This window comes from Bradyrhizobium sp. USDA3516 (assembly GCF_057651995.1).
Map to the genome: position 1 here is coordinate 166,805 of NZ_JBYGYN010000014.1, position 23,588 is coordinate 190,392.

The following is a 23,588-nucleotide window of genomic DNA, read 5'->3' on the forward strand; positions in this document are numbered from 1 at the left end:
CTAACCGCTTCCGCCGAGGGGCGGACGACGGGACGAACGACAAGAATTCACAACAAGAATTCAAGCGGATGAAAAAGGGGAACGTCCATGAAAACTTCCATGATCAGGAAGCAATGGTTACTGTCCGGCTTGGTCGCCTTCACGTGTCTTGCCTCGACCGCCGCCCTATCGGGTCCGATCGAGAGTTATTCTCCGGTCACCGCGCAGCGGCTGGAAAACCCCGAGCCTCACAACTGGATGCTCTACCGGCGCACCTATGACGGGCACGGCTATAGCCCGCTCGACCAGATCAACACTTCCAACGTGAAGAACCTCACACCGGTCTGGACTTTCTCCACCGGCGTGGTCGAAGGCCATCAGGCGCCGACGATCGTCAACAATGGCGTGATGTTCGTGACGACCCCGATGGGGCAGGTGATCGCGCTAAATGCGAAGACCGGCGACGAATACTGGCGCTACAAACGGCAGCTTCCTGACGATCTGTTCCAACTGCATCCGACCAACCGCGGCGTCGGCCTGTGGGAGGACAAGCTCTACCTCGCCACCACGGACGACCACGTGGTCGCGCTCGATGCCAAGACCGGCAAGGTGCTGTGGGACACGAAGGTGCAGGACTACAGGAAGGGCCAGTACCTGACCCTGATGCCGTTGATCGTCGACGGTAAGGTCATTGTCGGCGGCTCCGGCGGCGAGTTCGGCGTGCGTGGCTATATCGTGGCTTATGATGCCAAGGAGGGCAAAGAGCTGTGGCGGACCTACACCATCCCCGGTGAAGGCGAGCCTGGTCACGATACTTGGCAAGGCGACGACTGGAAGAACGGCGGCGGATCGGCCTGGATGACAGGCAATTACGACAAGGAGACGAGGACGATCTATTGGGGTGTCGGCAATGCCGCGCCATGGCCCGGCGACTCGCATCCCGGCGACAATCTCTACACAGCATCAGTGCTCGCGCTCGATCCCGACACTGGCAAGATCAAGGCCTATCACCAATACCATCAGAACGATTCCTGGGATTGGGATGAGGTCGACGCGCCGATGCTGATCGATTTGCAGCGCAACGGCCGCACCATCAAGAGCCTGGTCCATCCCGGCCGCAACGCAATCTTCTGGGTGCTGGAGCGGACTCCGACCAAGATCAATTATGTCGCCGGATGGCCATTCGTCTTCACCGACGTCTGGAAGGGCATCGACGAGACCGGCAAGCCGATCGTCGATCCCGCGCACAAGCCGGTGATCGGCAAGCGCGTCGAGTTCTGTCCCTCGCTGTGGGGCGGCAAGGATTGGCCATCGGCGGCCTACAGCCAGAGGACCGGTCTCGTCTACGTGCCTGCCAACGAGAATTTCTGCGGCGGCTTCACCGGCGAGAAAGTGCCGCTCAAGCCGGGCGAGCTCTGGCTCGGCACCAAGCCGGAAGACATCGGCCTGAAGACAAAGCCGGGTGCGGATCATTTTGGCGAGCTCCAGGCCTGGGATCCCGCAACCGGCAAGAAGGTCTGGCAGCACAACTTCCCCAAGTCGCACCTGTTCGGATCGGTCACGGCGACCGCGGGCGATCTGGTCTTCGTCGGAGGGACCAACGACCGCTATTTCCGCGCCTTCCACGCCAAGACGGGCGAACTGTTGTGGGAGCAGAAGACCAACTCCGGCATTGTCGGCATGCCGGTGTCATATGAGATCGACGGCACGCAGTACATCGCGATCCAGTCGGGCTGGGGTGTCGACGCGCAGCGCATCCAGGATGCGCTCGTGACCAACAACATCGGCATCGAGGCCAACGTGCCGCAGGGCGGCGTCGTCTGGGTCTTCGCGCTGAAGAAATAGCTCCGCGGGCGGATCGACAGAAGCGGAGCAGCAGGGGGGTGGCGAATGCGGCGGACGGCAACGTCCGCCGCATTTGTTTTAACTGAGATGGCAAGGAGCGCGCTTTCTTCCCTTCTCCCTCTTGTGGGAGAAGGTGGCGCGAAGCGCCGGATGAGAGGTTTTTCCACGCGCAGGACCGTTCGCGAGGATGGAGACCCCTCCCCAAGCGAGGTTGTGACAACTGGCGTCGCTGCCCTCTCCCACAAGGGGGGAGGGCTCAACAACGCGCATCACCGACACTGGTCGCCATGACGCATGTGGTGCGGGGACTACTTCCCCTCGCGGTCGACCTTGTCCTTCTCCTTCTGGTTCATCTCGCGAATCTTGGGATCCGGATTGTGCTGCCCGGTGGTCTGGGTGGTGGTGGCGGGCGGGGCGTTGGCGTTCGGCAGCGAAGTCTGGTCGGGACCGGTGGGGCGCGTCGCGGTGGCCGGGGGTGTCGTGTTGCTCTGGGCGAATGCGCCCGTGGCGGTCAAAAGAAAGGCGCCCGACAGCGACACTGCGAGCGCCCTTGAGATGTTGGTCATCGATCTGCTCCTGTCAGATCGATGGAAACGGCGCGAGACGCCCAGTGTTCCGCCTCGCGCTCCGGTTCCGTCTCACGCCTCCAATTGCTTGCCGATCGGAAGCGCGCGGATGCGTTTTCCCGTCGCCGCGAAGATCGCGTTGATCAGGGCCGGCGCGAACGGAGGAACGCCGGGCTCGCCGACGCCGCTCGGCGGCGTGTCGGGTCCCGGCGGCACGATGTAGACGTTGGTCACCACAGGCGAGTCGTCCATCCTGACGACCTGGAAGTCGTCAAAATTCTTCTGCTGCACCTTGCCGTCCTTGAAGGTGATCTCGCCGTATTTGGCGAGACTGAGCCCCATGATGGCCGCGCCCTCGATCTGCGAAGCGATACGCTCGGGGTTGACATAGGTGCCGCAATCGATCGCCGTGTCGACCCGCGGCACCGTCAGCTTGCCCTTGTCGTCGACGGCGACCTCGACGATGGTCGCGATATAGCTGACGAAGCTGCGGTGCACGGCGATGCCGAGACCGTGGCCCTTCGGCACCTTTCGTCCCCACTCGCCCTTCTCGGCGACCAGCTCGACCACCTTGCGCAGGCGCGCGGTGTCGATCGGGTAGCTGTCCTGGGGCTCGCCGTAATTCCAGAGGTCCTTCACGTTGGGCTTGACGATGCGAGGCGAGCCGATCAGCTCAAGCAGCATGTCTTTCTGGTCGCGGCCGGTTGCCTGCGCGATCTCGCCGACCATCGACTGGACGGCGAAGGCGCGCGGGATATTCGAGACCGAGCGGAACCAGCCGATGCGGGTGAACGCCGCGGCTTCCGGGTTCTCACACGAGATGTTCGCGATCTCGAACGGCATATCGACCAGACCCATGCCGATCTCGAACGGCGCCTGATGCACCGTGCCGGCGGCAAAGGTCGAGGCGATGCTGGGAGCTACGCTGCGGTGGCGCCAGGCGATCACCTTGCCGCTCTTGTCGAGGCCGGCCTCGATCCGCTCGACCGAGACGGTGTGCAGGAAGCCGTTGTGGATGTCGTCCTCCCGCGTCCACTGCACCTTCACCGGCGCACCGAGCTCCTTCGAGAGCAACGCGGCTTCGAGCGCAAAGTCGCATTTCGACTTGCGTCCGAACCCGCCGCCGAGCAGCGTCACGTTGACCGTGACGTTGGCTTCGGGAATGCCGAGCGTCTTGGCGACGTCCTCGCGGGTGCCGCCGGGACTCTGCACCGGCGCCCAGATCTCGGCCTTGTCGCCCTTGACGTCCGCGACCGCCACCGGCGGCTCCATGGCGACGTGGGCGAGATGCGGAAGGTAGTACTCGCCGACGATCACCTTGTCGGCGCTCTTCAACGCAGCGTCCGCATCGCCCTCCTTGCGCAGCACGAGGCCGGGCTTGCGCGAAGCCTCTTCGAGCTCCTTGCGGTAGGCGACGGAGTCGTACTTCCCGTTGGGACCGTCGTCCCAGGTCAGCTTCAGCGCGTCGCGGCCCTTGATCGCCGCGCCTGTGTTGCGCGCGATCACCGCGACCCCGCCGAGCGGCTGGAATTTCGAAGGCCAGGGCCAGCCGCGCACCTGCATCACCTTCTCGACACCGGGGACCTTCAGCGCCTCCTCCGGCTCGAACTTGACCAGCTTGCCGCCGGTCACCGGCGGACGGGCGATCACGGCATATTTCATGCCGGGCAGCCGCACGTCGGCGCCGTAATGCGCCTTGCCGGTGGTGATGTCGTGCAGATCGACGATGCCGACCTGGCCCTTGCCGAGATAGCGGAAGTTCTTGGGGTCCTTCAGCTTGAGACCCTCGATGCTGGGCACCGATTCCTTGGCGGCGTCGGCCGCGAGCTCGCCGAAGCCGAGCTTGCGGCCGCTGGCGCTGTGCACGACCTCGTGGTTGACCGCCTTGACCTCGGTCGCCGGCACGCCCCAGCGCTTGGCCGCGGCCTGCTCCAGCATGGTGCGGGCTGAGGCGCCGATCTGGCGCATCGGGATCAGATAATGCCGCGTGCTGCGCGAGCCGTCTGTGTCTTGGTTGCCGAACTTGACCTCGTCGCCATGGGCTTGCTGCACCTTGACCCGGGACCAGTCGGCCTCCATCTCCTCGGCCACGATTAGCGGCAGGCTGGTGCGCACGCCGGTGCCCATTTCCGAACGGTGCCCGACGATGGTGACGATGCCATCGGCGCCCACCGAAACGAACACGCGCGGATCGACCACGACGCCATGCGGCATCTTGCCGGCGCCGGTCTCGTAGGCGAGCGCCTGGCGCGACATCACGGGGGCGGCGAGCACGAAGCCGCCGGTGACGCCGAGCCCCTTCAGGATGCTGCGGCGCGACACCTTCTGGACCTTAATGTGCTTTTCGAAGCCGCGAAGCTTGCGGGGATTGTCGATGAAATTCATGTCACACTCCCGTCGATGCGAGATGGACGGCGTTCTCGATGCGCTGGTAGCAGCCGCAGCGGCAGATGTTGCCGGCCATCGCCTCGCGGATCTGGTCGTGCGACGGCTTTGGATTTTCCATCAGAAGCGCCGCGGCCTGCATGATCTGGCCGGCCTGGCAGAAGCCGCATTGGGGCACGTTGACCTGGCGCCACGCCTTCTGTACCGGGTGATCGCCGTTCGGATGCAGCCCCTCGATCGTGGTGACCTCGCGTCCGGCGACGTCGTTGACGGAGGTAATGCAGGCGCGCACCGCTTGCTTGTCGACGATGACCGTGCAGGCGCCGCACAGGGCCTGGCCGCAGCCGTATTTGGTGCCGGTGAGCCCGGCCTCGTCGCGCAGGAACCAGAGTAGCGGGAGATCCGGGTCGCCGTCCCAGCTCTGTTCCTGGCCGTTGATCTTCACCTTGATCATGATCGTGCCTCGCTCTTCATAAGCATGCCAAATTCAAACTCCGCCGACGCCGGTCGGCGACGGTTCGTGCAGCGTCTCGCCACATCCCGCCGTGGTCCCGCGCGGGCAAATCCCGGACGGAGGCGGAAACGCGGATGGCGATGTCTGGATGTGCTCGATACCTCCCGTTTTCTTCTTGATTGATTGTGTCGTGCGGCATCGTGACGCCGCGACCCTAGCAGAGATCGCGCCGACCCGGCGTTCACAGCCGGGTGTTCTCACCGGGAAAAGATTGCATCGACGGTTTGTCAAAAGCAGGGCGCGTCATCCGCCACGTTGCGCATCAAATGGGCACAACGAAAAAAGCTTCGTCCGCCAGCTGCACCGAACGGACGAAGCAGTAGGCCTCAGTCGAGGGAGGGAGAACGCAGAGCGCCGCGAACTTCAAGCGGGAAGCGGACGGTCCTGCGCAGTCATTCAGAGACCAGGACTGAGGAGCCGATGGCCCTCACTCACGCGTGGTGCAGAAGCGCGGCATCGCGCCGCATTGGTCCGGCAGCGGGAGACCGGTGCGGCTCGCCGGCGGCGGGCGCCAGCGAGCCGAAGATGGTATGGCCAAGGTCTGGCGGCCGGCCAGGCAGCCCTCCTCGGCGCCTCCCTAAGCGGCCTTGGCCTTCGCGACATGGGTCGCGATCGCGTCCATCAGGGCCGGCGACAGGCAGTCGTAGGGCTCGAGGCCGATCTCCTTCAGCCGCGAACGGATGCCGGCCATCTGCTCGGGCTTCACACCCGATTCGATCACGGAAGAAACGAAGGCGGCGAATTGCGGCGCCTGCGAGCCCTGCTCCTGGAACAGTTCGGGATGGATGAAATCGAGGCCGTAGAACGGGTGGTTCTTGTTCTCGATCCGGCCGTACATGTGCGTGCCGCAGGCCTTGCAGGCGTGGCGCTGGATCACGGCGGAGGGGTCGACGATCTGGAGCTTGTCGCCGTTCTCGAGCACGGTGACGTTCTGACGCGGCACAACGGCGACGACGGAGAAGGTCGCACCTTGCGGCTTCCAGCACTTGGTGCAACCGCAGGCATGGTTGTGGGCGACGTCGCCCTTGATGCCGACCTTCACCGGGTGGTCGCTGCATTTGCAGACCAGGGTGCCGCCGGCGAAGCTGCCGCTGCCTTGCTTGATGCCGTTGTCGATCGAGGGATGGAGTGCAACAGTCATGGTCGATCCTCCTTGGTGTGACGTTTTCGGGCTAGAACACGACGACTGAACGGATGGATTTGCCCTCATGCATGAGGTCAAAGCCCTTGTTGATCTCCTCGAGCTTGAGCACGTGGGTGATCATCGGATCGATCTGGATCTTTCCGTTCATGTACCAGTCGACGATCTTCGGCACGTCGGTGCGCCCGCGCGCGCCGCCGAAGGCCGTGCCGCGCCAGTTGCGCCCGGTGACGAGCTGGAACGGGCGGGTGGCGATCTCCTTGCCGGCCTCGGCGACGCCGATGATGATCGAGGTGCCCCAGCCGCGATGGCAGGCTTCCAGCGCCTGGCGCATCACGGTGGTGTTGCCGGTGCAGTCGAAGGTGTAGTCGGCACCGCCGTCGGTGAGGCCGACGAGGTGCTGAACGATGTCGCCGGTGATCTTCTTCGGGTTGACGAAGTCGGTCATGCCGAACCTGCGACCCCATTCCTCCTTGGAATCGTTGATGTCGACGCCGATGATCTTGTCGGCGCCGGCCATCTTGGCGCCCTGGATGACGTTGAGGCCGATGCCGCCGAGGCCGAACACCACCACGTTGGAGCCCGGCGTGACCTTGGCGGTGTTGACGACGGCGCCGACGCCGGTGGTGACGCCGCAGCCGATGTAGCAGCTCTTGTCGAACGGCGCGTCCTCGCGGATCTTGGCGACCGCGATCTCGGGCAGCACGGTGAAGTTCGAGAAGGTCGAGCAGCCCATGTAGTGGTAGATCGGCTTGCCCTTGTAGGAGAAGCGGCTGGTGCCGTCGGGCATTACGCCCTTGCCCTGCGTCGCGCGGATCGCGGTGCAGAGATTGGTCTTCTGGCTGAGGCAGCTCTTGCACTGCCGGCATTCCGGCGTGTAGAGCGGGATGACGTGATCGCCCGGCTTCACCGAGGTCACGCCCGGGCCGATCTCGCGGATGATGCCGGCCCCCTCATGTCCCAGGATCGACGGGAAGATTCCCTCGCTGTCGAAGCCGTCGAGCGTGTACGCGTCGGTGTGGCAGATGCCCGTCGCCTTGATCTCGACCAGGACTTCGCCGGCCTTCGGTCCCTCCAGATCGACCTCGACGATCTCGAGCGGCTTCTTGGCTTCGAAAGCAACGGCGGCACGTGTCTTCATCGGTAGCTCCTCAAATTCTCATCGGACGCCAAGAAGTTGGTCCTGGCAGTCCTCGTAACGTTCATTTGTTGCCCATGCAGACGTCTTCCGCCTTTTTGTACGCCTCTGTCTTCTCTTCCTTCTTGGCGGGACGCTGCCGGCCCCATGCTTCGGTGGAGCGGGCGCGCAGATAGACGTACAGGTCGTCCATGTAGCAGGCCACGTTCGGATTGTCTCCGAAGGCCGGCATGACGTTCTCCTGCGCGGTCGAGATGTTCTTGCGACCGGAGGCGACCACGCCGAGGAAATCGCCATAGCTCATGGACTTGACGGAATCCTTGAGCGCCGGCGCGTAAGTGGAGCCCATGCCATCCGGGCCATGGCAGACGTGGCAGTCGGAGTGATAGCGGCGATAGCCGGAATAGGTGAACCAGTCCACGGTGCCGTCGGCCGAAATCTTGTAGGTCGGAATTCCCTCCTTATCGAGCCACTTCCCGTCGTCTTCCTTCTTCACGGCGGCCGGATCGCCCGGACCGTCCGCGACCGCAATTCCTGCGGACGCAACCAAGATCGTCGCAGCAATGACAAAGCAGATTTTACGCAAGAGATTGTTTCCTCGGCCGACATTCGGTGGAGACGAGCCGGCGCGTGGAGCGATCCACGCGCCGGAGCGATGCTGACGGGTTTAGTTCGGCAGCGAGAACACGGTCAGCGTACCGCCGAGCGCCGTGTAGTTGCTGAGGGCCGCGTAGCCACCAACCGCACCGAGACCTGCAGTCGGATCGGTCAGGCCTGCGGCGAGACCGATGCCGGCCCAGCCACCCACGCCGGAGAGCACTGCGACATACTGCTTGCCGCCGTTCTCATAGGTGGTGACGTTGCCGATGATGCCGGAGGGAGTCTTGAACTTGTAGAGCTCCTTGCCGGACTTGGCGTCGACCGCCTTCAGGTAGCCTTCGAGCGTGCCGTAGAACACCACGCCTCCGGCGGTCGCGAGCGCACCCGACCAGACCGAGAACTGCTCCTTGTTCGACCAGACGATCTTGCCGGTCTTGTTGTCCCAGGCGATGAAGTTGCCCATGTGGCTTTCGCCCTGCGGCGGATACATCGAGAGCGTCGCACCCACATAGGGCTGACCCGCGGTGTAGCTCACCTTGAACGGCTCGTAATCCATGCAGACGTGGTTGGTCGGAACGTAGAACAGCTGCGTGTCGGGCGAGTAGGCCGCCGGCTGCTGGTCCTTGGTGCCAAGCGCGGCCGGGCAGATGCCCTTCGTGTTCTTGTCCTCTCCGCCGTGCTCGGTCGAGTATTGTGCGACGACCTTGGGACGGCCGTAGGTCGGCGAGTTCTTGTCCATGTCGACGCCGCTGGTCCAGTTCACCTTCGGGTCGTACTTCTCGGCGACCAGCAGTTCGCCGCTCTCGCGGTCCATGGTGTAGGCGAGGCCGTTGCGGTCGAAGTGCGTCAGCAGCTTGCGGTTCTGACCGTTGATCTGCTGGTCGCTGAGGATCATTTCGTTGACGCCGTCATAGTCCCATTCGTCGTGGGGCGTCATCTGGTAGACCCACTTCGCCATGCCGGTGTCGGCGTCGCGGGCGAAGATCGCCATCGACCATTTGTTGTCGCCGGGCCGCTGCTTCGGGTTCCAGGTCGATGGGTTGCCCGAGCCGTAATAGACGAGGTTCAGAGAGGGGTCGTAGGAGAGCCAGCCCCAGGTGCAGCCGCCGCCGATCTTCCACTGATCGCCCTGCCAGGTCTTCAGCGAAGAGTCCGGGCCGACCGGCTTGCCGAGCGACATCGTCTTGACGGGATCCACCTTGATCTGATCGTCCGGGCCCGTGGAATAGGCGCGCCAGACCTGCTTGCCGGATTTGAGGTCGTATGCGGTGACATGGCACTGCACGCCGAACTCGCCGCCGGAAATGCCGACCAGAACCTTGTCCTTGACGACCAGCGCAGCCGACGTGCCGGTCTCGCCCTTCGCGGGATTGCCGTTGGTTGCCGACCAGGCCACCTGGCCGGTCTTGGCGTCGAGCGCGACGAGGTTGGTGTCGGCCTGATGCAGGATGATCTTGCCGTCGCCGTAGGACAGGCCGCGGTTGACGGTGTCGCAGCACATCACGGGGATGACGTTCGGATCCTGCTTCGGCTCGTATTTCCAAACGATCTTGTTCTCTTGCGAAAGGTCAATAGCGTAGACCTTGTTCGGGAACGGCGTGTGGACATACATCATGTTGCCGATGATCAGCGGCCCACCTTCGTGGCCACGTAGCACGCCGGTCGAGAAGGTCCAGGCAACTTGGAGTTTCCCGACATTCTGTGCGTTGATCTGGTTCAGCTTCGAATAGCGGGTGTTGGCGTAGTCGCCCGCCGGCATCACCCAGTCTTTCGGGTTCTGCGACATCTTGATCAGCTCGTCATTGGCTGAAGCGCTGCCGACGGCGAGAGCCGCCGCCGAACCAAGACAGGTCGCCAGTAGCACCTTGCGCATAGTCATTCCTCCGTTGGTCTCGTTTATTGTTTCCGAAGCATTGCTCAATCACCGGGCTTCTCGTCCGGCGTCTGCTCGTGCAGGGCGGTCGCGTGGGGACCAGAAACGATGCTGTGCTGTTTCCTCCTCCTGATGAGAGCTACGGGTCCACGTGCAGGAGCGGCCCGTTCTTGTTGTTCCTGCAGCAATCCCTAACGGCTTCGCCATCGGGAAACTTGCCCAAGAGCGAAGGCGCTTTGCTCGACAGCGCACGGAGGTGAAGATTTTGATTTTGCAGTAGCGAATTCAGCGGCTTCGGTGCGTCCTCGAGGCCGTCTCTGCGCTCAGGTTCCCCTTGACGGCGCTGCAACTAAGGCGGAGGATTAAGTTCGAGAGTGGCAATGAAACGATGGCGCTCGTTGCAAGAGACCGCTCAAATGCGAGGTAAACGTCACGCAATCACGGCTGAGGGCTCCGGCAGCGCTGGTCGTGATTCGCGCCGAATCTCCGGATCAAATCAGTGGCTGGATTAATGTCCGACACCATTCACACGCTCTCGACGACCGGAATGACGCCGAAGCGGCAGATCCAGAGCTGGATCGACGGGCTCACGAGCCTGTGCGGGCATTTCGACGTCGATCCGCTGGAGGCGTCCTCGCTCGAAGGTCGAATTGATTACACCACGGTCTCGCGCCTGAAGCTCTGCCAGATCGAGGTCAGCCAGCATCGCATCGCGCACACGCTGGCGCGCGCCAAGGCCAATGAACACCCGTACATAAAAATCCATTTCCAGACTTACGGCGTGTCTTATTTCGAACAAGAAGGCCGTCACATCGAGATCAACCCGGGCGACATCATCGCCTATGACGTCTCCTGTCCGCATTCGATCATCAGCCCTGCCTTTACCCGTCATGACGTGGTGATCGTGCCGAAGGCGCTGCTGCGCGATCGCGGATTCCCGTCGCAGCGGATGCCGGCCTGCAAACTGACGGCGAAGACGGGGACCGGGCGGATCGCCCACGATTTCGTCCACGCCACCTTCGACGAGGCGGCAAAGCTGTCGGCCAACAGCGCGGTCGGCGTCGCCGATTCGCTGATCGACCTGCTGCTGCTGCCGCTACGCGAAGCCGACACGATGTTCGATCGTGTCGGGCCCGAAGCGATGTATGTGCGCGCGCAGTTCTTCATCCGCGAGCACTTGCGCGATCCGGATCTGTGCATCGACCAGATCTCGGCCGAGCTCGGCTGCTCCAAGCGCTACCTGCACATGCTGTTCTCGGAGCGCGGCACCACGGTGAGCGACTACATCTGGCAGGCGCGGCTGCAGAACTGCCGTCAGGAGCTCGAGGCCCACGCCGGCAAGACCATCACCGACGTCGCCTTCTCCTGGGGGTTCTCCAGCTCATCGCATTTCAGCCGGGTGTTCCGGAAATATTTCGGCGTGGTGCCGTCCTCGATCCACAAGGCACAGCAGGGCGCGGCGAGCTCGGGCGAGCACTAGACGTTTCAAGCGAACGCTCGTGCGGCGTCGGCGCCTATCACGCCGGCATGGCGACATAGGGAATGCCGGCCACGAGAGCGACCAGCAGCACCGCGTTTCCCAGCATTCCGCTCCAATGCAGCCGGCGTAACCGGCGCGCGGCCTCGGCATCACCCGCGTCTCGCGCGCTGAGCTGGTCATCGAACCGTTGCATGAACCAGGGGCGGCCCCAGATCGCCAGGGCCGCGACCATGCCGACGCCGAGCGCGGCAAGCAGGCGGCCATCGAGCAGGAGAGTCCCCGTTGCAATGACGCCGGCGACCCGCATCACCAGAAAATGAGCGTTGAACATGCCGCGCAGCAGCTGGGCGACGGGCTGGATGTCGAGCCTCACCAGCAGGAAGGCGGGCGATGCCAGCGTGAAATAGCTCATCGGAAAGAGCAGGATGATCATCACGGCGACGGCGACTGCATCAGGTGACACGGAAATCGACCCTCCCAGTCCACAGAAGGGTACGATCATAACGGGAAAACGCGCTTCCGACACTGGGCTTTGGTCGGACTCCGGGCCGGGGCGGGAGCAACCGGCCTCCCGGCCATGGTGTGAAGGTCAGGCCGGCTCGAGGCCCAACGACTTCGCGCTCTCGATCCAGATCGGCAGCTCGCGCTGATACAGCGCATTCGTTTCCTTGAAGCCGATCGCGGGTTCGAGCACGAAGGTCGCGAGCACTTCCTTCACCTTGGGATCGGTGTTGGCGGCGACGCAAAGCTCGGCGAGGCGGTCGACCACGGCTTGCGGCGTCGCCTTCGGCACAGCCCAGCCGGTGAATCCGCTCACTGTGAAGAACTTTGACGTCGCGCCCTGCTCGGGAAGGGTCTTGATCGCGGGGATCGCATCGACCTTCTTCGAATGCACGGCGAACACCGTGCCGCGATCGCTTTGCAGGACCGACTGCGCGGCCGTGTAGCTGCCCATCGCGGCATCGAGGGTGCCTTCCAGCATTCCCGTCCACATCGGCGCCTCGCCGCGATAATGCACCGGCTCGATGTTGAGGCCGTACTGCTTGTTGAGCTCGTTGATCGTCATGTGCGGGGCCGAGCCCGCGCTGTAGGTGCCGAAGTTCACCTTGCCGCTCTTGCGCGCGAAGGCGACGAAATCCTCCAGCGTCTTGACTCCGGTTTTCGGGTTCGCGACCAGCAACAGACCCGCGCCGGGAATGACGCTGACGAGCGTCAGATCCTTGTCCATGTCGTAGCCGGGATTTTTCATCACCACCCGGTTCATGATGTAGGTGGTCGAGATCGAGCACAGGATGGTGTGGCCGTCGGGCTCGGCGCGGGCGACTTCCGCCGTCCCGATCGCGCCGGAGGCGCCGGGCTTGTTCTCGATGATGACGGTCTTGCCGACCTGCTTGGAGATGAACTCGCCATAGGCGCGCGCGAGCAGGTCGGTCTGGCCGCCGGCGGGATAGCTGCAGATCATGCGAATCTGCCGCGCCGGCCAGCTGCCCTGTGCCGATGCGCCGCGCGTGACGAACGGAATCGCCAGTGCACTGGTACCGGCGGCGATGAAGTGGCGGCGATCGGGCTTGGCGGACATGATTCTCTCCCTGATTTTGCCGAACCTACTGCATCAGGCCGTCGCTGCCATCGGTCGCAGGCGAGACAGATTGGCGCATTGGCCCGCACTGTGTTCGGGCGGCGAGAGCCTCAACGCTGGATGATCTTGGTCCAGACATCGCCGAGGATCGCGGGCTCGCGCGGCGGCAGATAGGTGAGGCCGGCCTGCTTGCCGAATTCGGCGATCTTGCCCGCAGCCGTGAGCTCCGTCAGCGCCTTGTTAACGGCCGCGATCAGCGCGCCATCGCCGGCGAGCCCGACATAGCCGCGATTGGCTCCGATCGGGTAGTAGTAGCCGGACGCCGTGATCGCCGTGTCCGGCTGCGCGGCGCGATGGGCGTCGAAGCGGGCAAGATCGATCAGCGTCGCGTCATGATCGGCCCGCTCGAGTGCGCCGAGGAGATCGTCGCGGCCGGGGACGAGGTGGGTGATGTTGTCGATCAGGCGCCCCTTGTCGAAGGTCATCAGGATGGCATCGCCCAGCGATCCGCTTTCGATGACGAGACGAAGGCCGGCGAGATCGCCGATGTCGCCGACCTTGCGGCCGCGAGCCTTCGGTCCCAGGACCACCGTCATCGGCGAATAGATGTAGGGCTGGCTCGGCGCGAGCACGCCGAGCGGGACGCGGCGCCGCCGATCCTCGCGCGTGGCGCCGGCGAAATCCGGCAAGCGCGCCGTCTTCATCCCGGGTGCGACGAGCGAATCCTGCGTCAGCGCGTAGCCGCCGACCAGCGAGCAGCGCCCGTCCGAGAGCAGCGCATTGGCCTCGAGCTGCGGGCTCGAATCCTCGTCCAGCCTGCTCTCGAACCACTGGATCTTCAGCGGGCGTCCCATCCGATCGGCGATCGCCTGCGCCAGCAGCACGTCGAAGCCGGCATCCGGCTTGCCGCGGCGATGCATCGAGAGCGGCGGCCGGTCCTCGTCGAGGCAGACCTTCAGGGGATCGTCGGCTGCGAGAGCGACCGACGCCATCGCGGACAGAACGGCCGCAACGCTCCAGGCAACGCGCCGGCCCCTCATGGCTTTCTCCGGCTGGAGACAAAGGCCCAGAGATTTCCGATCTCGTCGTCGCTGAGAATGTCGGCCCAGGGTGGCATCTTGTTGTTCTTGCCGTTCTTCACCGTGGTGACGAAGCGCGTCTTGTCGTCGGGAATGGCACGAAGGTCGGGCGTGACGGTGCCGGAGTTCATCAAATTGGGGCCGTGGCAGTGCGAGCATTTCGAGGCGTAGGTCGACTTGCCGTGGTCGATCTGAGCCTGCAATGGATTGCCGTTCGCGTCGTCCGCGGCACGACCGGTCGCCGCAAGCGCGACCGACAGCACCGCGACGGCGGCGATCATCGCCGCCGTCTTGTGAGAGATCACTTTCAGCATCGTGCCCTTGTTACTGCTTGACCGCAAAGACCCACAGCGAGCCGCCGGGCGGCACGTTGGCAAGCCGCTCGTCGCCGGAGAACAGCGAGTACACGCCGCCATAGCCGCTCGTCACGGCGACATACTGCACGCCGTCCTGCTGCCAGGTCACCGGCTGTCCCTCGATGCCGGAGCCGGTCTGGAACTGCCAGAGCTTCTTGCCGGTGTCGGCGTCGAAGGCCTCGAATTCGCCGGTCAGCGCGCCTGAGAATACGACGCCACCGGCCGTCGACAGCACGCCCGAGAAGCGTGGAATGTCGCTCGGCGCTTCCCATTTCGATTTGCCGGTCATGGGGTCGATGGCCTTGAGATGGCCGCGCGGCCCGTCGCCGTATTCCCAGAGGTCGGTCAGATCCATGCCGAGATACCATTCGCCCTGCTTGTAGGTGACGGGCTCGGTCTTGTACCTGCCGCCGAACGCGAGCGTGTTGGCATAGGCAAGGCCGGTCTGCGGATTGAACGACATCGGCTCCCAGTTCTTGCCGCCGAGGATCGAGGGATAGACGGTGACTTTCTTGCCCTCGCGTGCGTCCTTAGACACGTCGGTCTCGATCGGACGTCCCGTCTTCATGTCGATGCCGGTCGCCCAATTGACCTTCACGTAAGGATTGGCCGCGAGCAGCTTCCCGTTGGTGCGGTCGAGCACGTAGAAGAAGCCGTTGCGGTTGGCATTCATCAGCGTCTTGGTCGGCTTGCCGTCGATGTTCACGTCGGCGAGCACCATCTCGGCCACGGCGTCGTAGTCGAACGGATTGTTCGGCGAGAACTGGTAGTGCCACTTGATCTTGCCGGTCTTGGGATCCAGCGCCAGGACGGAGCAGGTGTAGAGATTGTCGCCGGGGCGCACTGCCGAGTTGAACGGCCCGGGATTGCCGATACCCCAATAGATCGTGTTCAGCTCGGGATCATAAGACCCGGTGATCCAGGTCGAGCCGCCGCCGAGCTTCCAGGTGTCGCCCTTCCAGGTGTCGCCGCCGGGCTCGTCCGGCGAGGGGATCGAATGGGTGCGCCAGAGATGCTTGCCCGTTGCCGGATCCCAGCCGTCGATGAAGCCGCGTGTGCCGAACTCGGCGCCGGAAATGCCGGTGATGACCACTCCGTCGGCGACCAGCGGAGCCACCGTCATGGAGTAGCCCTCCTTGATGTCGGCCGCCTTCTGCCGCCACAGCTCCTTGCCGTTCTTGGCGTCGATGGCGACCACGTGGGCATCGAGCGTCGTTCGGAACAGCTTGCCCTCGTGAATCGCGACGCCGCGGTTGATGATGCCGCAGCAGACAATGCGCGGCGTCTCCGCCGGATACTCGATCTTGCTCTTCCAGATCTGCTTGCCGGTCTTGACGTCCACCGCCATGGTCGCATTGTGCGTGGTCACATAGATCACGCCCTGATAGACGATGGGTTGGGACTCCTCACTGCGATCGTCGTTGAAGGAGTAGTTCCAGACCGGGACCAGGTTCTTGATCGTATCCTTGTTGATCTGCTTCAGAGTCGAGAAGCGCTGGAGATTGTAGCCCATTCCGTAATTGAGAACGTTCGATGTGTCGGTCGCACCCTTGACCAACTGCTCGGTGGTTTGTGCATTTGCACAGGTTGACGCAAGCATGACGAGGCCCGCGGCCATCGCAAAGCGTTTCATCCGTTCCTCCCAATATGCGCGCCTTTTGACGCTGCGGCTGCAACACTCCGTCGGAAACCAAAACGCGTCAATACGAAAGTCGTAACTGCCGTGCCGATATCGTCGGCGGTCACCTGACGGAAACCTGACAAAGGCAACTCCAACTTGTGCGCAGACGCTGAGAAATTCCGCGGCGCGAAGCGCGATCGTGAACAGGTCAACGCATTTCCACCGGTTGTGGCGCGCGCAAGTTGCAAGTTCGGACTTGAACCGACGGCCGCTTGCGGGTTTATCTCGGCTCTGCCCCATCGATCCGGGGCTCCATGTCAGGAGGTCTCGATGATGTCGGCTCGCTCGCTTGTCCTTGCACTTGTGATTGCAGTTTCGGCCGGTCCGGCGTGGTCGGCCTCCGGCAATGCGGTCAAGTTGTTCGACACCGACAATGACGGCACGCTCGATCTTGCCGAGGTGAAGAAGGCCGCCGCCGCCATGTTCGCAAAGCTCGATCCCGATCGCGACGCCACGCTCGATGCGCGCGAATTGCGGGGACGGTTGAGCGCGAAAGAACTCGCCGCAGCCGACCCCGATCGCGACGGGACCCTCACCCTCGACGAATATCTGTCGGTGGTCGAGCAGCGTTTCAACGCAGCCAATCCCGACAAGGACGGAACGCTGGATGCGAAGGAGCTGAATTCGCGCGCCGGTCGCGCGCTCGTGCGATTGCTCCGGTGAGCGCCCAGACCGGACCAGGCATGACGGGCGCAACGTTTGCGACCATTCCGGCCTGATGCTCGGGAACATCAGGCCGCTCGGCCTGTTTCTCCGCATGTCCTGCCGGCGCCGGGGCTGCGCTGCGGGAGAAAAAGGAGATGCAGATGAATACGAAGCGTTCCCTTCTTGCTGCCTGCGCGATCCTGACGCTGAGCGCCGGGGTTGCCGTCGCCGGTCCCTGCAACACCGGCAGCGCCAGCACCGACAAGGATGCCGGTTCGGGCCCGGTCACGGTGGGCTCCGCACAATCGCACACGTCCGGTTCAGCGAGCGATACCAGCCAGCATCCGCCGACCAGCACGATGAACCGTGCCAGCGGTGAATCGCCGGCGTCGTCCGAGGATGCGCAGCGGCAAATGCAGAGCGAGCCGACGGCGGCTCAGCGCGCCGCAGGCGCCAAGCCGAACGCCGAAATGGCCGGCAAGGGCTGCTGACGGCACCTATCGACTCGACGCGCGGTGCGTTGCACAAGGCAGTGTCTCGATGGTCGCGTTTTGACCGAGAGGGAACTTGCTTTGTCCGAGAGAGAAATGCTGCTGCGAAGAATCGGCACAGGTGCGTCGAACGAGGCTTGAACTGCACTCGACGCAGCCCTAGGTTTTTCGCCGCGCGATGTCGCGCTCAATACCTTGGGAGACCCGAATGGCTTGGAAAGCTCCGAAGATCGTGGAAGTGCCGGTCGGCATGGAAATCAACATGTACGCCTGCGCCTCGCGCAAGTAAGACTGACGACCTGCCGCGGTTTCGATGGCGAACGCCGTCGGAGCCGTGGCAGTGTCGGACCTCGCCTCGCCGTGCTGCATGCTTTGCGGATTGACGCGAAAGCCGCGCGTGGACGGGCTTCAATTCTCTCGCCGCAAAAACTCGACCGTGCTCTGCGGCAGTGTGTTACGCTGGCGCCCGGTCAGCGCTGTTGCCGCATCATAGCGGCGCGCGCCTTTGGGGCACGGGATGGGCAGCAGAGCCTGCAAGTTCTGGACGGTGATCGTGTGCGCGATCGTGCTGGCGCCGGCGCGCAGCAGCGCCGAGGCAGGTTTTGATACCGAGCACATCTTCGGCTTCATGATCGGCACCGATATCGGCAATGTCGGCGAGCGCGAATTCCAGACCCAGACGACGGGGCGCTTCGGCAAAGGCGCGGCCGCTTATCGCGCCCTCGAACACGAGGTCGAGATCGAGGTGGTGCCGCTGCCGAATTTTCGTGTCGAGGTTGGCGGCACCGCCAGCTTGCACCACATCACCGGCGTCCCTGACATCGACGACCGCCGCCAGTTCAACTTCCAGGGCATCTCGCTTGACCTGCGCTATCGCCTGCTCGACCGTGAGCGCGCGCCATTCGGCTTCACGATTGCGGCTGAGCTCCACGGCGACCGCATCGACGAGACCAGCGGCGCGAAGGGGCGGATGTATGGCACGGAATTCACGCTCGCCTTCGATCGCGAACTCGTCCCGAACTTCGCCATCGGCGCCCTCAACCTGATCTACCAGCCGGAATGGGCGCGTTTCGAGATTGGAGGGGCTTCCGAGAAGAGCTCGGCGATCGGGGCCGCGTTTGCCGGCCTGGTGCGGGTGCGGCCTAATGTGCTGCTTGGCGGCGAGATGCGCTACTTCCGGCAATATGAGGGCATCGGGCTTAGCGAGTTCTCGGGCCAGGCCCTGTTTGTCGGCCCCACCGCCTATTTCCAGCTCTCCGAGCGCTCCCGGCTCACCATGAGCTGGAGCATGCAGGCCTGGGGGCGCCCGGCCGGCTCAGGCGGCAATCTCGACCTCGTCAATTTCGAGCGGCATCAGGCACGACTGGTGTTCGGCGTGAATTTCTAGCGGTGCGTTTTCCCCTCTTGTGGGAGAGGGTGTCTCGCCGCGATAGCGGCGAGACGGGTGAGGGGTTCTCTCTGCGAGTCCAACTCGCGTTTGGGGTCGCGGTGAGAAGCCCTCATCCGGCGCTTCGCGCCACCTTCTCGCACAAGGGGAGAAGGAATTCACCCCGTTTGAAACTTCCCCCTCCTTCGCGCGTAGCTTCATGTGCTAATCTCTCCATCGCCCCCTTGCGGGAGGATCCCGGCATGAACCCGATTGACCTGGTGGTGACTGTGTGCGCGGTGCTCTCGCCTGCGACCTGCGAGGAGCAGCATCTGGTGTTCCACTATTCCGGGTCGCCGCGGCAATGCGCGATGGCCGCGCCGCCCTACATCGCGCAATGGGTCGGTGAGCATCCGAAGTGGCACGCGGTGAAGTGGCGCTGCGAATATCCGCGCCCGAACGACAAGGCGTGAGCTGCAAGAGCTGTTCGAACGCTACTTGGTGCAGTCCTTCAGATCCTTGTCCGCAATCGAGAACACTGCATCCGCCTTGATCTCGATATCGCGGACGATGCACTGCCGTGCATTGGGGTAACTGACCTTGGCATCGTAGCGGCCGGGCTCGACGCCGGTGATGCGCAGCCGCTCGTCGTGGTCGACCTCCTTGTCCTTGTCATTCAGGCACTGGTTCGGACCCCAGTCGGTCTTGCCCGCGGGTGCGAGCTGGAAGCCGGAGATGGTCTCCGTCGTGAGATTCCAGAGCCTTATGCCCTTGCCCTTGGTCTGCGCGGCGGCTTCGCCGGCAAGCGTCAACAACGCGGTCAAAGCAAGAACCCCACGCATCAGCCAGTCCTCCCAAAGGGCGCCGTCATTCCTTGATCAGGCGCTCGCGGTTCTTTGCCTTGTCGAAATTCTTGGCGCGGTCAAGGCCGTTTGGTGCGATCAGCTTCGCCGAGACGAGATCGGCGCCGTCGAAATCGGCGTCGATGACGATGGCGCCGGTCAGATCGGCTCCGCCGAGTTGGGCGTTTTTCAGTGATGCGCCGGTCAGATCGGCGCCCCTGAGGACTGCGAATTCTAGGTCGACGCGCGACAAATCGGCGTTGCGCGCGTTCAGCCGTTCAAGCTTGGCGGATCTAAGCACCGCGCGCATCAGCCCCATCGACTGGTTGCGCATATCGGCGCCAAGATTCGCGTCCGCGATCGAGGCGCCGACCAGGCTTGCGCCGGTGAGGTCGGCAGCGATGCGCGCTCCTGACAGGTTCGCGCCGTCGAGGCGCGCGCGGGCCATTTGCGAGGCGAACAGATTGGCGCCCTTCAGGCTTGCGCCGGTAAGATCCGCATCCAGCAGCCACGCCTGATCGAGGATCGCACCGTCCAGCCTGGCGTCTCGAAGTATTGTCTTGTTGAGCCGCGCGGCGCGGAGAACCGTGTTGGACAGGTCCAGCCCCGAGAGATCGAGACCCGACAGGCGTTTGCCGGTGAAATCGGCAGGCTGCTTTGGGCTCGCTTTGGCCAACATGGCCTCGACCTCCGGCCTCGTCATTTCAGCCGAGACCATCGCGGGCGAGGTGAGGTCGACGCCACGCATCATGTCCTGCGCGCCCGCCGTCACCGCAACGAGTGCGAGGCTGAGCGCTGCAAGACCAAGCGTTGCGAGGGCGACTGTCCGTGTCATCATCAGCTCCGCCGCCCGCTAATCTAGCACGTCCGCCAGGCGACCGGCTATGAGGCATCTCGCTCAGTTCTGTCGCCTTGAGTCCGTTGCGCGAGGCCGGCCTTGATCGCCGCAATTTCGGCTTCGCCGCGTGTATCGCGCGGGATGCCGATAGGCACCTCTGCGACGATCCGCGCTGGTCGCGGCGACAGGAAGAACAGCCGGTCGCCCAGGCGCACTGCATCGTCCAGGCTGTGTGTCACCAAAAGCGTCATCACCGGGCGGCTCGCGACGAGCGTTGCAATCTCATCGCGCAGGCGTCCGGCGAGCGCGTCATCGAGCGATGCCAGCGGCTCGTCGAGCACCAGAATATCCGGCTCGACGGCAAAGGCGCGGGCCAGCGCCACGCGCCGGGCCAAACCCAGCGAGAGCTCGCCGGGATAGTGGTCGCGATGCGCTTCCAGCTCCAGGATCCGGAACAGCTCCGACAGCTTCGCGTCGGTAACGTGCGGTGCCGCAAGCCGCACATTCTGCTCGACCGAGCGCCACGGCAGCAGGCGCGGCTCCTGGAACACCATGCCGATCCGCGCCTCCGGCGGCCGCGCGACGCGGCCGGCAAAGTCGTGGTCCAGTCCCAGGATGATACGCAGCATCGTACTCTTGCCGCAGCCGGAGGGGCCGATCAGCACGCCGACCTCGCCCGATTGCAGCGCGAATTTGACGGGCGCCAGCACCTCGTGCGTTCCGCCCGCGGCACTTCTGAAGGTCTTGCCCGTGATATCGACCTCAAGCCGCACGGGGCCGCCACCTGTTTGCGCGGGCTTCGAACGGCTGCACCAGCAAGGTTTCGATGACGAGCACGACGGCGGCGAAGGTCAGGGAATAGGCCAGCAGCCGCGGCGTGTCGAACAGCTGGAAGGCGACGCCGATCTCGAAGCCGACGCCGTTCGGCCGTCCCAGCAGCTCGGCGACCAGCACGATCTTCCACACCAGCGACAGGCCGGAGCGGGCGGAGGCCGCGATATAGGGCGCCAGCTGCGGCAGCACGACGTGGCGGAAGGCGCGCCAGCGCGGCATTGCGAACACGCTCGCCATCTCGTCGAGCGAACGGTCGAGCGCGCGCGTGCCCTCGCGCAAAGTGACGATGGCGGTCGGCAGCTTGTTGATCGCGATCGCCGCGATCGCAGCGGCCTCAGTGAGCCCGGCCCAGATATAGGCCAGCACGATCACGACCAATGCGGGCAAATTGAGCAGCAGGATCAGCCAGGGATCGCCGAGCCGGTCGGCGAGCTTCACGCGGCCCATGAGGTAGCCGATGGCGCTGCCGAGCGACATCGCCAGGGTGAAGGCGAGCGCGACGCGCGCCAGCGTGGCGCCGAGATGCAGGAACAGCGCGCCGCTTGATGCTTCCGCGATCATCACCTGAAGCACCGCCGGCGGGGAGGGCAGCTTCGCGCCGCCGACCACGAGCGCGGCAATCCACCAGAACGCGAGAAGCAGGGTGAACGACAGCAGGCGCAGCACCTCAGTCTCCGGGGACTGCGTGATAGAAGGTGCCGGGATCGAGCTCGGCTGCGGGGCCGACGAGATCGCGGCCGCCGATCTCGGCCAGCACGCGGTAGAGCACGCGTGCGTCCTTTTCCTCGTCATCGATGCTCCGGCGCGGAATGCCGTCGCGGTAACGGTCGCGGTAGGTCCTGAGCAGGGCAGGATCGGTCGTGCCGGTGAGCGGCGCGACCTTGTCCCAGGCCGCATCCGAGGTCGCCAGCAGCTCCTTGGCCTTGCGGGTCATCGCGATGAAGCGCGCGACGGCCTCCTTATGGCGCGCGGCCCAGCTCTCGTCGAAGACATAGCCGACCGCGGCGACCGCGCCTTTGGCACCCAGCTTCGGCAAGATGTCCTCGATGCCGGCGAGGCGCCTGAAACCCTTGGCCTCGAGCTGGGCGCAGAAATTCCAGAAGTTGAGGCTCGCATCCATCTCCCCGTCCAGCGATTTGGCGGCGATCAGCGGCGGGGCGCCGTACACGATCGTTGCGTCCGACTTCAGGTCGATGCCGTCCTGCTTCATCCGCGCCTGCAGCAGCAGCCAGCTCTTGTCGATCGCCCCGCCGGCGACCGCGAGCTTGCGGCCCTTGAGGTCGGTGAGCGTCTTGATCGGCGAAGAGGCCGGCACCATCACGGCGCCGAGCGCGCTGGAGTAGGGATAGAACGTGAGCTTGGCACCGAGCGTGCGCTCGCGCGATACCCACAGCCAGTCCGACAGGATGATGTCGGCGCTGCCGGCGCGCATCGCGATCTTGCCGGCCTCGGTGCTCGCGAGCTCGGTGACCTCCAGCGACAGGCCGGCCTCCTTGTCGAGTCCGGCGCTGCGGATCGCGGCCAGCTCCCACGAGAATGTTCCGGTCTTCTGCACCGCAAGGCGGATCGTATCCGCGGCGCCGACCGGTGCGGCCAGCGTCAGCGCCAGCACGGCTGCGAGCGCCGATATTCGTGCCAAAACTCTCATCACCTTGTGAGCCGTTTCCTCTGACAGAGTGCTTTTCAGCACAATAGGCATAGCATAGCCTTGGTCGCAACCAGCGGGAGGACGCGCATGAATCTGGCCGGACGGCTACGACCGATTGTCGCCGCATTGACGGTGCTCGCTGCGAGCGTATGCGTGGCGGGGGCCGAAGAGGCCAATGATTATCCCACCGCGGCGCGCGCGGAGTACGTCTATGGTTGCATGAAGGCGAATGGCGAGAGCCGGCAGTCGATCCAGCAATGTTCCTGCTCGATCGACGTGGTCGCCTCGATCGTGCCCTACGAGCGCTATGTTACCGCAGAAACCGCGCTCAGCATGTCGCAGGTGCGCAGTGATCTCGGCGTGCAGTTTCGCACCTCGGAGCAGGCCAACTCGGCCGTGAATGACTTGAGGCGCGCGCAGGCGGAAGCCGAGGTGAGGTGTTTTTGAGCTATCGCGGCACAGACGGCGCAATCTTCCTTCTCCCCTTGTGGGAGAAGGTGGCGCGAAGCGCCGGATGAGGGGTCTCTCTCCTGGTTCTCAAACGTTTGAGAGCTGGGCTCGGGGAGAGATACCCCTCACCCGTCTCGCCGCTAACGCGGCGAGCCAGCCTCTCCCACAAGGGGCCTGTTGCGTAATTCGCCATTTGTGATTCCCTAGGGCAAAGCCTTGGAGGGTAGCGATGGCAGTGAAGCAGACGGGGCAGCCGAG

The 23,588-nt window shown here is 64.1% G+C and carries 25 protein-coding genes; 8 read left to right on the plus strand and 17 right to left on the minus strand.

From position 1 onward, the window contains the following. The first annotated feature begins 99 nt into the window (after nucleotides 1-99). A complete protein-coding gene (locus AC24YW_RS33925) occupies nucleotides 100-1,824 on the plus strand; it encodes a methanol/ethanol family PQQ-dependent dehydrogenase (protein WP_487486797.1) in 1,725 nt (574 codons plus the stop codon). 308 nt (nucleotides 1,825-2,132) lie between these two features. Here AC24YW_RS33925 and AC24YW_RS33930 read toward each other — a convergent pair whose 3' ends face one another. The 7 genes from AC24YW_RS33930 to xoxF5 form a co-directional block, all read right to left on the minus strand. Then, entirely contained in the window at nucleotides 2,133-2,390 is a 258-nt protein-coding gene (locus tag AC24YW_RS33930) for a hypothetical protein (protein ID WP_487486769.1), read from the minus strand. A gap of 72 nt (nucleotides 2,391-2,462) precedes the next feature. After that, entirely contained in the window at nucleotides 2,463-4,775 is a 2,313-nt protein-coding gene (locus AC24YW_RS33935; protein ID WP_487486770.1) for a xanthine dehydrogenase family protein molybdopterin-binding subunit, read from the minus strand. Between the two features lies 1 nt (nucleotide 4,776). After that, complete coding sequence (locus AC24YW_RS33940; protein WP_487486771.1) at nucleotides 4,777-5,229, minus strand: (2Fe-2S)-binding protein; 453 nt, start codon at nucleotides 5,227-5,229, stop codon at nucleotides 4,777-4,779. 637 nt (nucleotides 5,230-5,866) lie between these two features. Next, on the minus strand, nucleotides 5,867-6,430 hold the full coding sequence (gfa, locus tag AC24YW_RS33945; protein ID WP_130364526.1) for an S-(hydroxymethyl)glutathione synthase: 564 nt from the start codon (nucleotides 6,428-6,430) through the stop codon (nucleotides 5,867-5,869). Nucleotides 6,431-6,461: 31 nt separating this feature from the next. After that, nucleotides 6,462-7,571: an S-(hydroxymethyl)glutathione dehydrogenase/class III alcohol dehydrogenase gene (locus AC24YW_RS33950; protein ID WP_027574628.1), complete on the minus strand. Its 1,110-nt coding sequence runs from the start codon at nucleotides 7,569-7,571 to the stop codon at nucleotides 6,462-6,464. Nucleotides 7,572-7,632: 61 nt separating this feature from the next. Continuing rightward, the gene (locus AC24YW_RS33955; protein ID WP_487486772.1) at nucleotides 7,633-8,154 is read right to left on the minus strand and encodes a c-type cytochrome, methanol metabolism-related; all 522 of its coding nucleotides are present in this window, start codon (nucleotides 8,152-8,154) and stop codon (nucleotides 7,633-7,635) included. Nucleotides 8,155-8,235: 81 nt separating this feature from the next. Next, nucleotides 8,236-10,041, minus strand: a complete 1,806-nt coding sequence (gene xoxF5 / locus AC24YW_RS33960) for a lanthanide-dependent methanol dehydrogenase XoxF5 (RefSeq protein ID WP_487486798.1) — start codon at nucleotides 10,039-10,041, stop codon at nucleotides 8,236-8,238. Nucleotides 10,042-10,552: 511 nt separating this feature from the next. On the opposite strand from xoxF5, the gene AC24YW_RS33965 reads away from it, so the two are divergent. Next, nucleotides 10,553-11,521: a helix-turn-helix domain-containing protein gene (locus AC24YW_RS33965; protein WP_025037738.1), complete on the plus strand. Its 969-nt coding sequence runs from the start codon at nucleotides 10,553-10,555 to the stop codon at nucleotides 11,519-11,521. Nucleotides 11,522-11,558: 37 nt separating this feature from the next. Here AC24YW_RS33965 and AC24YW_RS33970 read toward each other — a convergent pair whose 3' ends face one another. From AC24YW_RS33970 to AC24YW_RS33990, 5 genes are all read right to left on the minus strand, one after another. After that, nucleotides 11,559-11,984, minus strand: a complete 426-nt coding sequence (locus AC24YW_RS33970; protein ID WP_487486773.1) for a hypothetical protein — start codon at nucleotides 11,982-11,984, stop codon at nucleotides 11,559-11,561. A gap of 126 nt (nucleotides 11,985-12,110) precedes the next feature. Next, nucleotides 12,111-13,100 carry a Bug family tripartite tricarboxylate transporter substrate binding protein gene (locus AC24YW_RS33975; protein ID WP_487486774.1) on the minus strand — a complete coding sequence of 330 codons (990 nt, stop codon included), beginning with the start codon at nucleotides 13,098-13,100 and terminating at the stop codon, nucleotides 12,111-12,113. Between the two features lie 110 nt (nucleotides 13,101-13,210). Beyond that, nucleotides 13,211-14,140: a substrate-binding periplasmic protein gene (locus tag AC24YW_RS33980; protein ID WP_487486775.1), complete on the minus strand. Its 930-nt coding sequence runs from the start codon at nucleotides 14,138-14,140 to the stop codon at nucleotides 13,211-13,213. After that, nucleotides 14,137-14,493, minus strand: coding sequence for a c-type cytochrome (locus tag AC24YW_RS33985; protein ID WP_487486776.1), 357 nt, complete (start codon nucleotides 14,491-14,493; stop codon nucleotides 14,137-14,139). The genes AC24YW_RS33980 and AC24YW_RS33985 overlap by 4 nt, the downstream gene beginning before the upstream one ends. Nucleotides 14,494-14,503: 10 nt before the next feature. Next, complete coding sequence (locus AC24YW_RS33990) at nucleotides 14,504-16,168, minus strand: methanol/ethanol family PQQ-dependent dehydrogenase (RefSeq protein ID WP_487486777.1); 1,665 nt, start codon at nucleotides 16,166-16,168, stop codon at nucleotides 14,504-14,506. A 318-nt stretch (nucleotides 16,169-16,486) separates the two neighbouring features. On the opposite strand from AC24YW_RS33990, the gene lanM reads away from it, so the two are divergent. The 5 genes from lanM (at nucleotide 16,487) to AC24YW_RS34015 (ending at nucleotide 19,191) form a co-directional block, all read left to right on the plus strand. Further along, complete coding sequence (gene lanM / locus AC24YW_RS33995) at nucleotides 16,487-16,879, plus strand: lanmodulin LanM (protein WP_487486778.1); 393 nt, start codon at nucleotides 16,487-16,489, stop codon at nucleotides 16,877-16,879. Nucleotides 16,880-17,022: 143 nt separating this feature from the next. Next, nucleotides 17,023-17,352 carry a hypothetical protein gene (locus AC24YW_RS34000; RefSeq protein ID WP_487486779.1) on the plus strand — a complete coding sequence of 110 codons (330 nt, stop codon included), beginning with the start codon at nucleotides 17,023-17,025 and terminating at the stop codon, nucleotides 17,350-17,352. A gap of 208 nt (nucleotides 17,353-17,560) precedes the next feature. Continuing rightward, nucleotides 17,561-17,641: a pyrroloquinoline quinone precursor peptide PqqA gene (pqqA, locus tag AC24YW_RS34005; RefSeq protein WP_008562446.1), complete on the plus strand. Its 81-nt coding sequence runs from the start codon at nucleotides 17,561-17,563 to the stop codon at nucleotides 17,639-17,641. A 228-nt stretch (nucleotides 17,642-17,869) separates the two neighbouring features. Next, nucleotides 17,870-18,739: a DUF6662 family protein gene (locus AC24YW_RS34010; protein ID WP_487486780.1), complete on the plus strand. Its 870-nt coding sequence runs from the start codon at nucleotides 17,870-17,872 to the stop codon at nucleotides 18,737-18,739. A gap of 242 nt (nucleotides 18,740-18,981) precedes the next feature. Then, the gene (locus AC24YW_RS34015; protein WP_487486781.1) at nucleotides 18,982-19,191 is read left to right on the plus strand and encodes a hypothetical protein; all 210 of its coding nucleotides are present in this window, start codon (nucleotides 18,982-18,984) and stop codon (nucleotides 19,189-19,191) included. Between the two features lie 21 nt (nucleotides 19,192-19,212). Here AC24YW_RS34015 and AC24YW_RS34020 read toward each other — a convergent pair whose 3' ends face one another. The 5 genes from AC24YW_RS34020 to AC24YW_RS34040 are packed head-to-tail and all read right to left on the minus strand — an operon-like array spanning nucleotide 19,213 to nucleotide 22,880. Further along, the gene (locus tag AC24YW_RS34020; RefSeq protein ID WP_487486782.1) at nucleotides 19,213-19,560 is read right to left on the minus strand and encodes a hypothetical protein; all 348 of its coding nucleotides are present in this window, start codon (nucleotides 19,558-19,560) and stop codon (nucleotides 19,213-19,215) included. A gap of 25 nt (nucleotides 19,561-19,585) precedes the next feature. Further along, nucleotides 19,586-20,395 carry a pentapeptide repeat-containing protein gene (locus AC24YW_RS34025; protein ID WP_487486783.1) on the minus strand — a complete coding sequence of 270 codons (810 nt, stop codon included), beginning with the start codon at nucleotides 20,393-20,395 and terminating at the stop codon, nucleotides 19,586-19,588. Nucleotides 20,396-20,442: 47 nt separating this feature from the next. Next, nucleotides 20,443-21,171, minus strand: a complete 729-nt coding sequence (locus AC24YW_RS34030; protein WP_487486784.1) for an ABC transporter ATP-binding protein — start codon at nucleotides 21,169-21,171, stop codon at nucleotides 20,443-20,445. Next, nucleotides 21,161-21,898: an ABC transporter permease gene (locus AC24YW_RS34035; RefSeq protein ID WP_487486785.1), complete on the minus strand. Its 738-nt coding sequence runs from the start codon at nucleotides 21,896-21,898 to the stop codon at nucleotides 21,161-21,163. The genes AC24YW_RS34030 and AC24YW_RS34035 overlap by 11 nt, the downstream gene beginning before the upstream one ends. A 1-nt stretch (nucleotide 21,899) precedes the next feature. Continuing rightward, nucleotides 21,900-22,880, minus strand: coding sequence for an ABC transporter substrate-binding protein (locus AC24YW_RS34040; protein WP_487486799.1), 981 nt, complete (start codon nucleotides 22,878-22,880; stop codon nucleotides 21,900-21,902). A gap of 87 nt (nucleotides 22,881-22,967) precedes the next feature. On the opposite strand from AC24YW_RS34040, the gene AC24YW_RS34045 reads away from it, so the two are divergent. Further along, nucleotides 22,968-23,327, plus strand: a complete 360-nt coding sequence (locus AC24YW_RS34045; RefSeq protein ID WP_487486786.1) for a hypothetical protein — start codon at nucleotides 22,968-22,970, stop codon at nucleotides 23,325-23,327. Nucleotides 23,328-23,588 lie beyond the last annotated feature (261 nt).

Excerpts from the sequence above, each read along its gene's own strand:
- AC24YW_RS34025 (WP_487486783.1), bottom strand. The coding sequence starts at position 20,395 with ATGACACGGACAGTCGCCCTCGCAACGCTTGGTCTTGCAGCGCTCAGC.
- AC24YW_RS33980 (WP_487486775.1), bottom strand. The coding sequence starts at position 14,140 with ATGAGGGGCCGGCGCGTTGCCTGGAGCGTTGCGGCCGTTCTGTCCGCG.
- AC24YW_RS33985 (WP_487486776.1), bottom strand. The coding sequence starts at position 14,493 with ATGCTGAAAGTGATCTCTCACAAGACGGCGGCGATGATCGCCGCCGTC.
- AC24YW_RS33925 (WP_487486797.1), top strand. The coding sequence starts at position 100 with ATGATCAGGAAGCAATGGTTACTGTCCGGCTTGGTCGCCTTCACGTGT.
- AC24YW_RS33990 (WP_487486777.1), bottom strand. The coding sequence starts at position 16,168 with ATGAAACGCTTTGCGATGGCCGCGGGCCTCGTCATGCTTGCGTCAACC.
- AC24YW_RS34040 (WP_487486799.1), bottom strand. The coding sequence starts at position 22,880 with ATGAGAGTTTTGGCACGAATATCGGCGCTCGCAGCCGTGCTGGCGCTG.
- AC24YW_RS33965 (WP_025037738.1), top strand. The coding sequence starts at position 10,553 with ATGTCCGACACCATTCACACGCTCTCGACGACCGGAATGACGCCGAAG.
- AC24YW_RS34010 (WP_487486780.1), top strand. The coding sequence starts at position 17,870 with ATGGGCAGCAGAGCCTGCAAGTTCTGGACGGTGATCGTGTGCGCGATC.
- AC24YW_RS34045 (WP_487486786.1), top strand. The coding sequence starts at position 22,968 with ATGAATCTGGCCGGACGGCTACGACCGATTGTCGCCGCATTGACGGTG.
- AC24YW_RS33940 (WP_487486771.1), bottom strand. The coding sequence starts at position 5,229 with ATGATCAAGGTGAAGATCAACGGCCAGGAACAGAGCTGGGACGGCGAC.
- xoxF5 (WP_487486798.1), bottom strand. The coding sequence starts at position 10,041 with ATGCGCAAGGTGCTACTGGCGACCTGTCTTGGTTCGGCGGCGGCTCTC.
- pqqA (WP_008562446.1), top strand. The coding sequence starts at position 17,561 with ATGGCTTGGAAAGCTCCGAAGATCGTGGAAGTGCCGGTCGGCATGGAA.
- AC24YW_RS34000 (WP_487486779.1), top strand. The coding sequence starts at position 17,023 with ATGAATACGAAGCGTTCCCTTCTTGCTGCCTGCGCGATCCTGACGCTG.
- AC24YW_RS34020 (WP_487486782.1), bottom strand. The coding sequence starts at position 19,560 with ATGCGTGGGGTTCTTGCTTTGACCGCGTTGTTGACGCTTGCCGGCGAA.
- AC24YW_RS33930 (WP_487486769.1), bottom strand. The coding sequence starts at position 2,390 with ATGACCAACATCTCAAGGGCGCTCGCAGTGTCGCTGTCGGGCGCCTTT.
- lanM (WP_487486778.1), top strand. The coding sequence starts at position 16,487 with ATGATGTCGGCTCGCTCGCTTGTCCTTGCACTTGTGATTGCAGTTTCG.
- gfa (WP_130364526.1), bottom strand. The coding sequence starts at position 6,430 with ATGACTGTTGCACTCCATCCCTCGATCGACAACGGCATCAAGCAAGGC.
- AC24YW_RS34015 (WP_487486781.1), top strand. The coding sequence starts at position 18,982 with ATGAACCCGATTGACCTGGTGGTGACTGTGTGCGCGGTGCTCTCGCCT.
- AC24YW_RS33975 (WP_487486774.1), bottom strand. The coding sequence starts at position 13,100 with ATGTCCGCCAAGCCCGATCGCCGCCACTTCATCGCCGCCGGTACCAGT.
- AC24YW_RS33950 (WP_027574628.1), bottom strand. The coding sequence starts at position 7,571 with ATGAAGACACGTGCCGCCGTTGCTTTCGAAGCCAAGAAGCCGCTCGAG.
- AC24YW_RS33935 (WP_487486770.1), bottom strand. The coding sequence starts at position 4,775 with ATGAATTTCATCGACAATCCCCGCAAGCTTCGCGGCTTCGAAAAGCAC.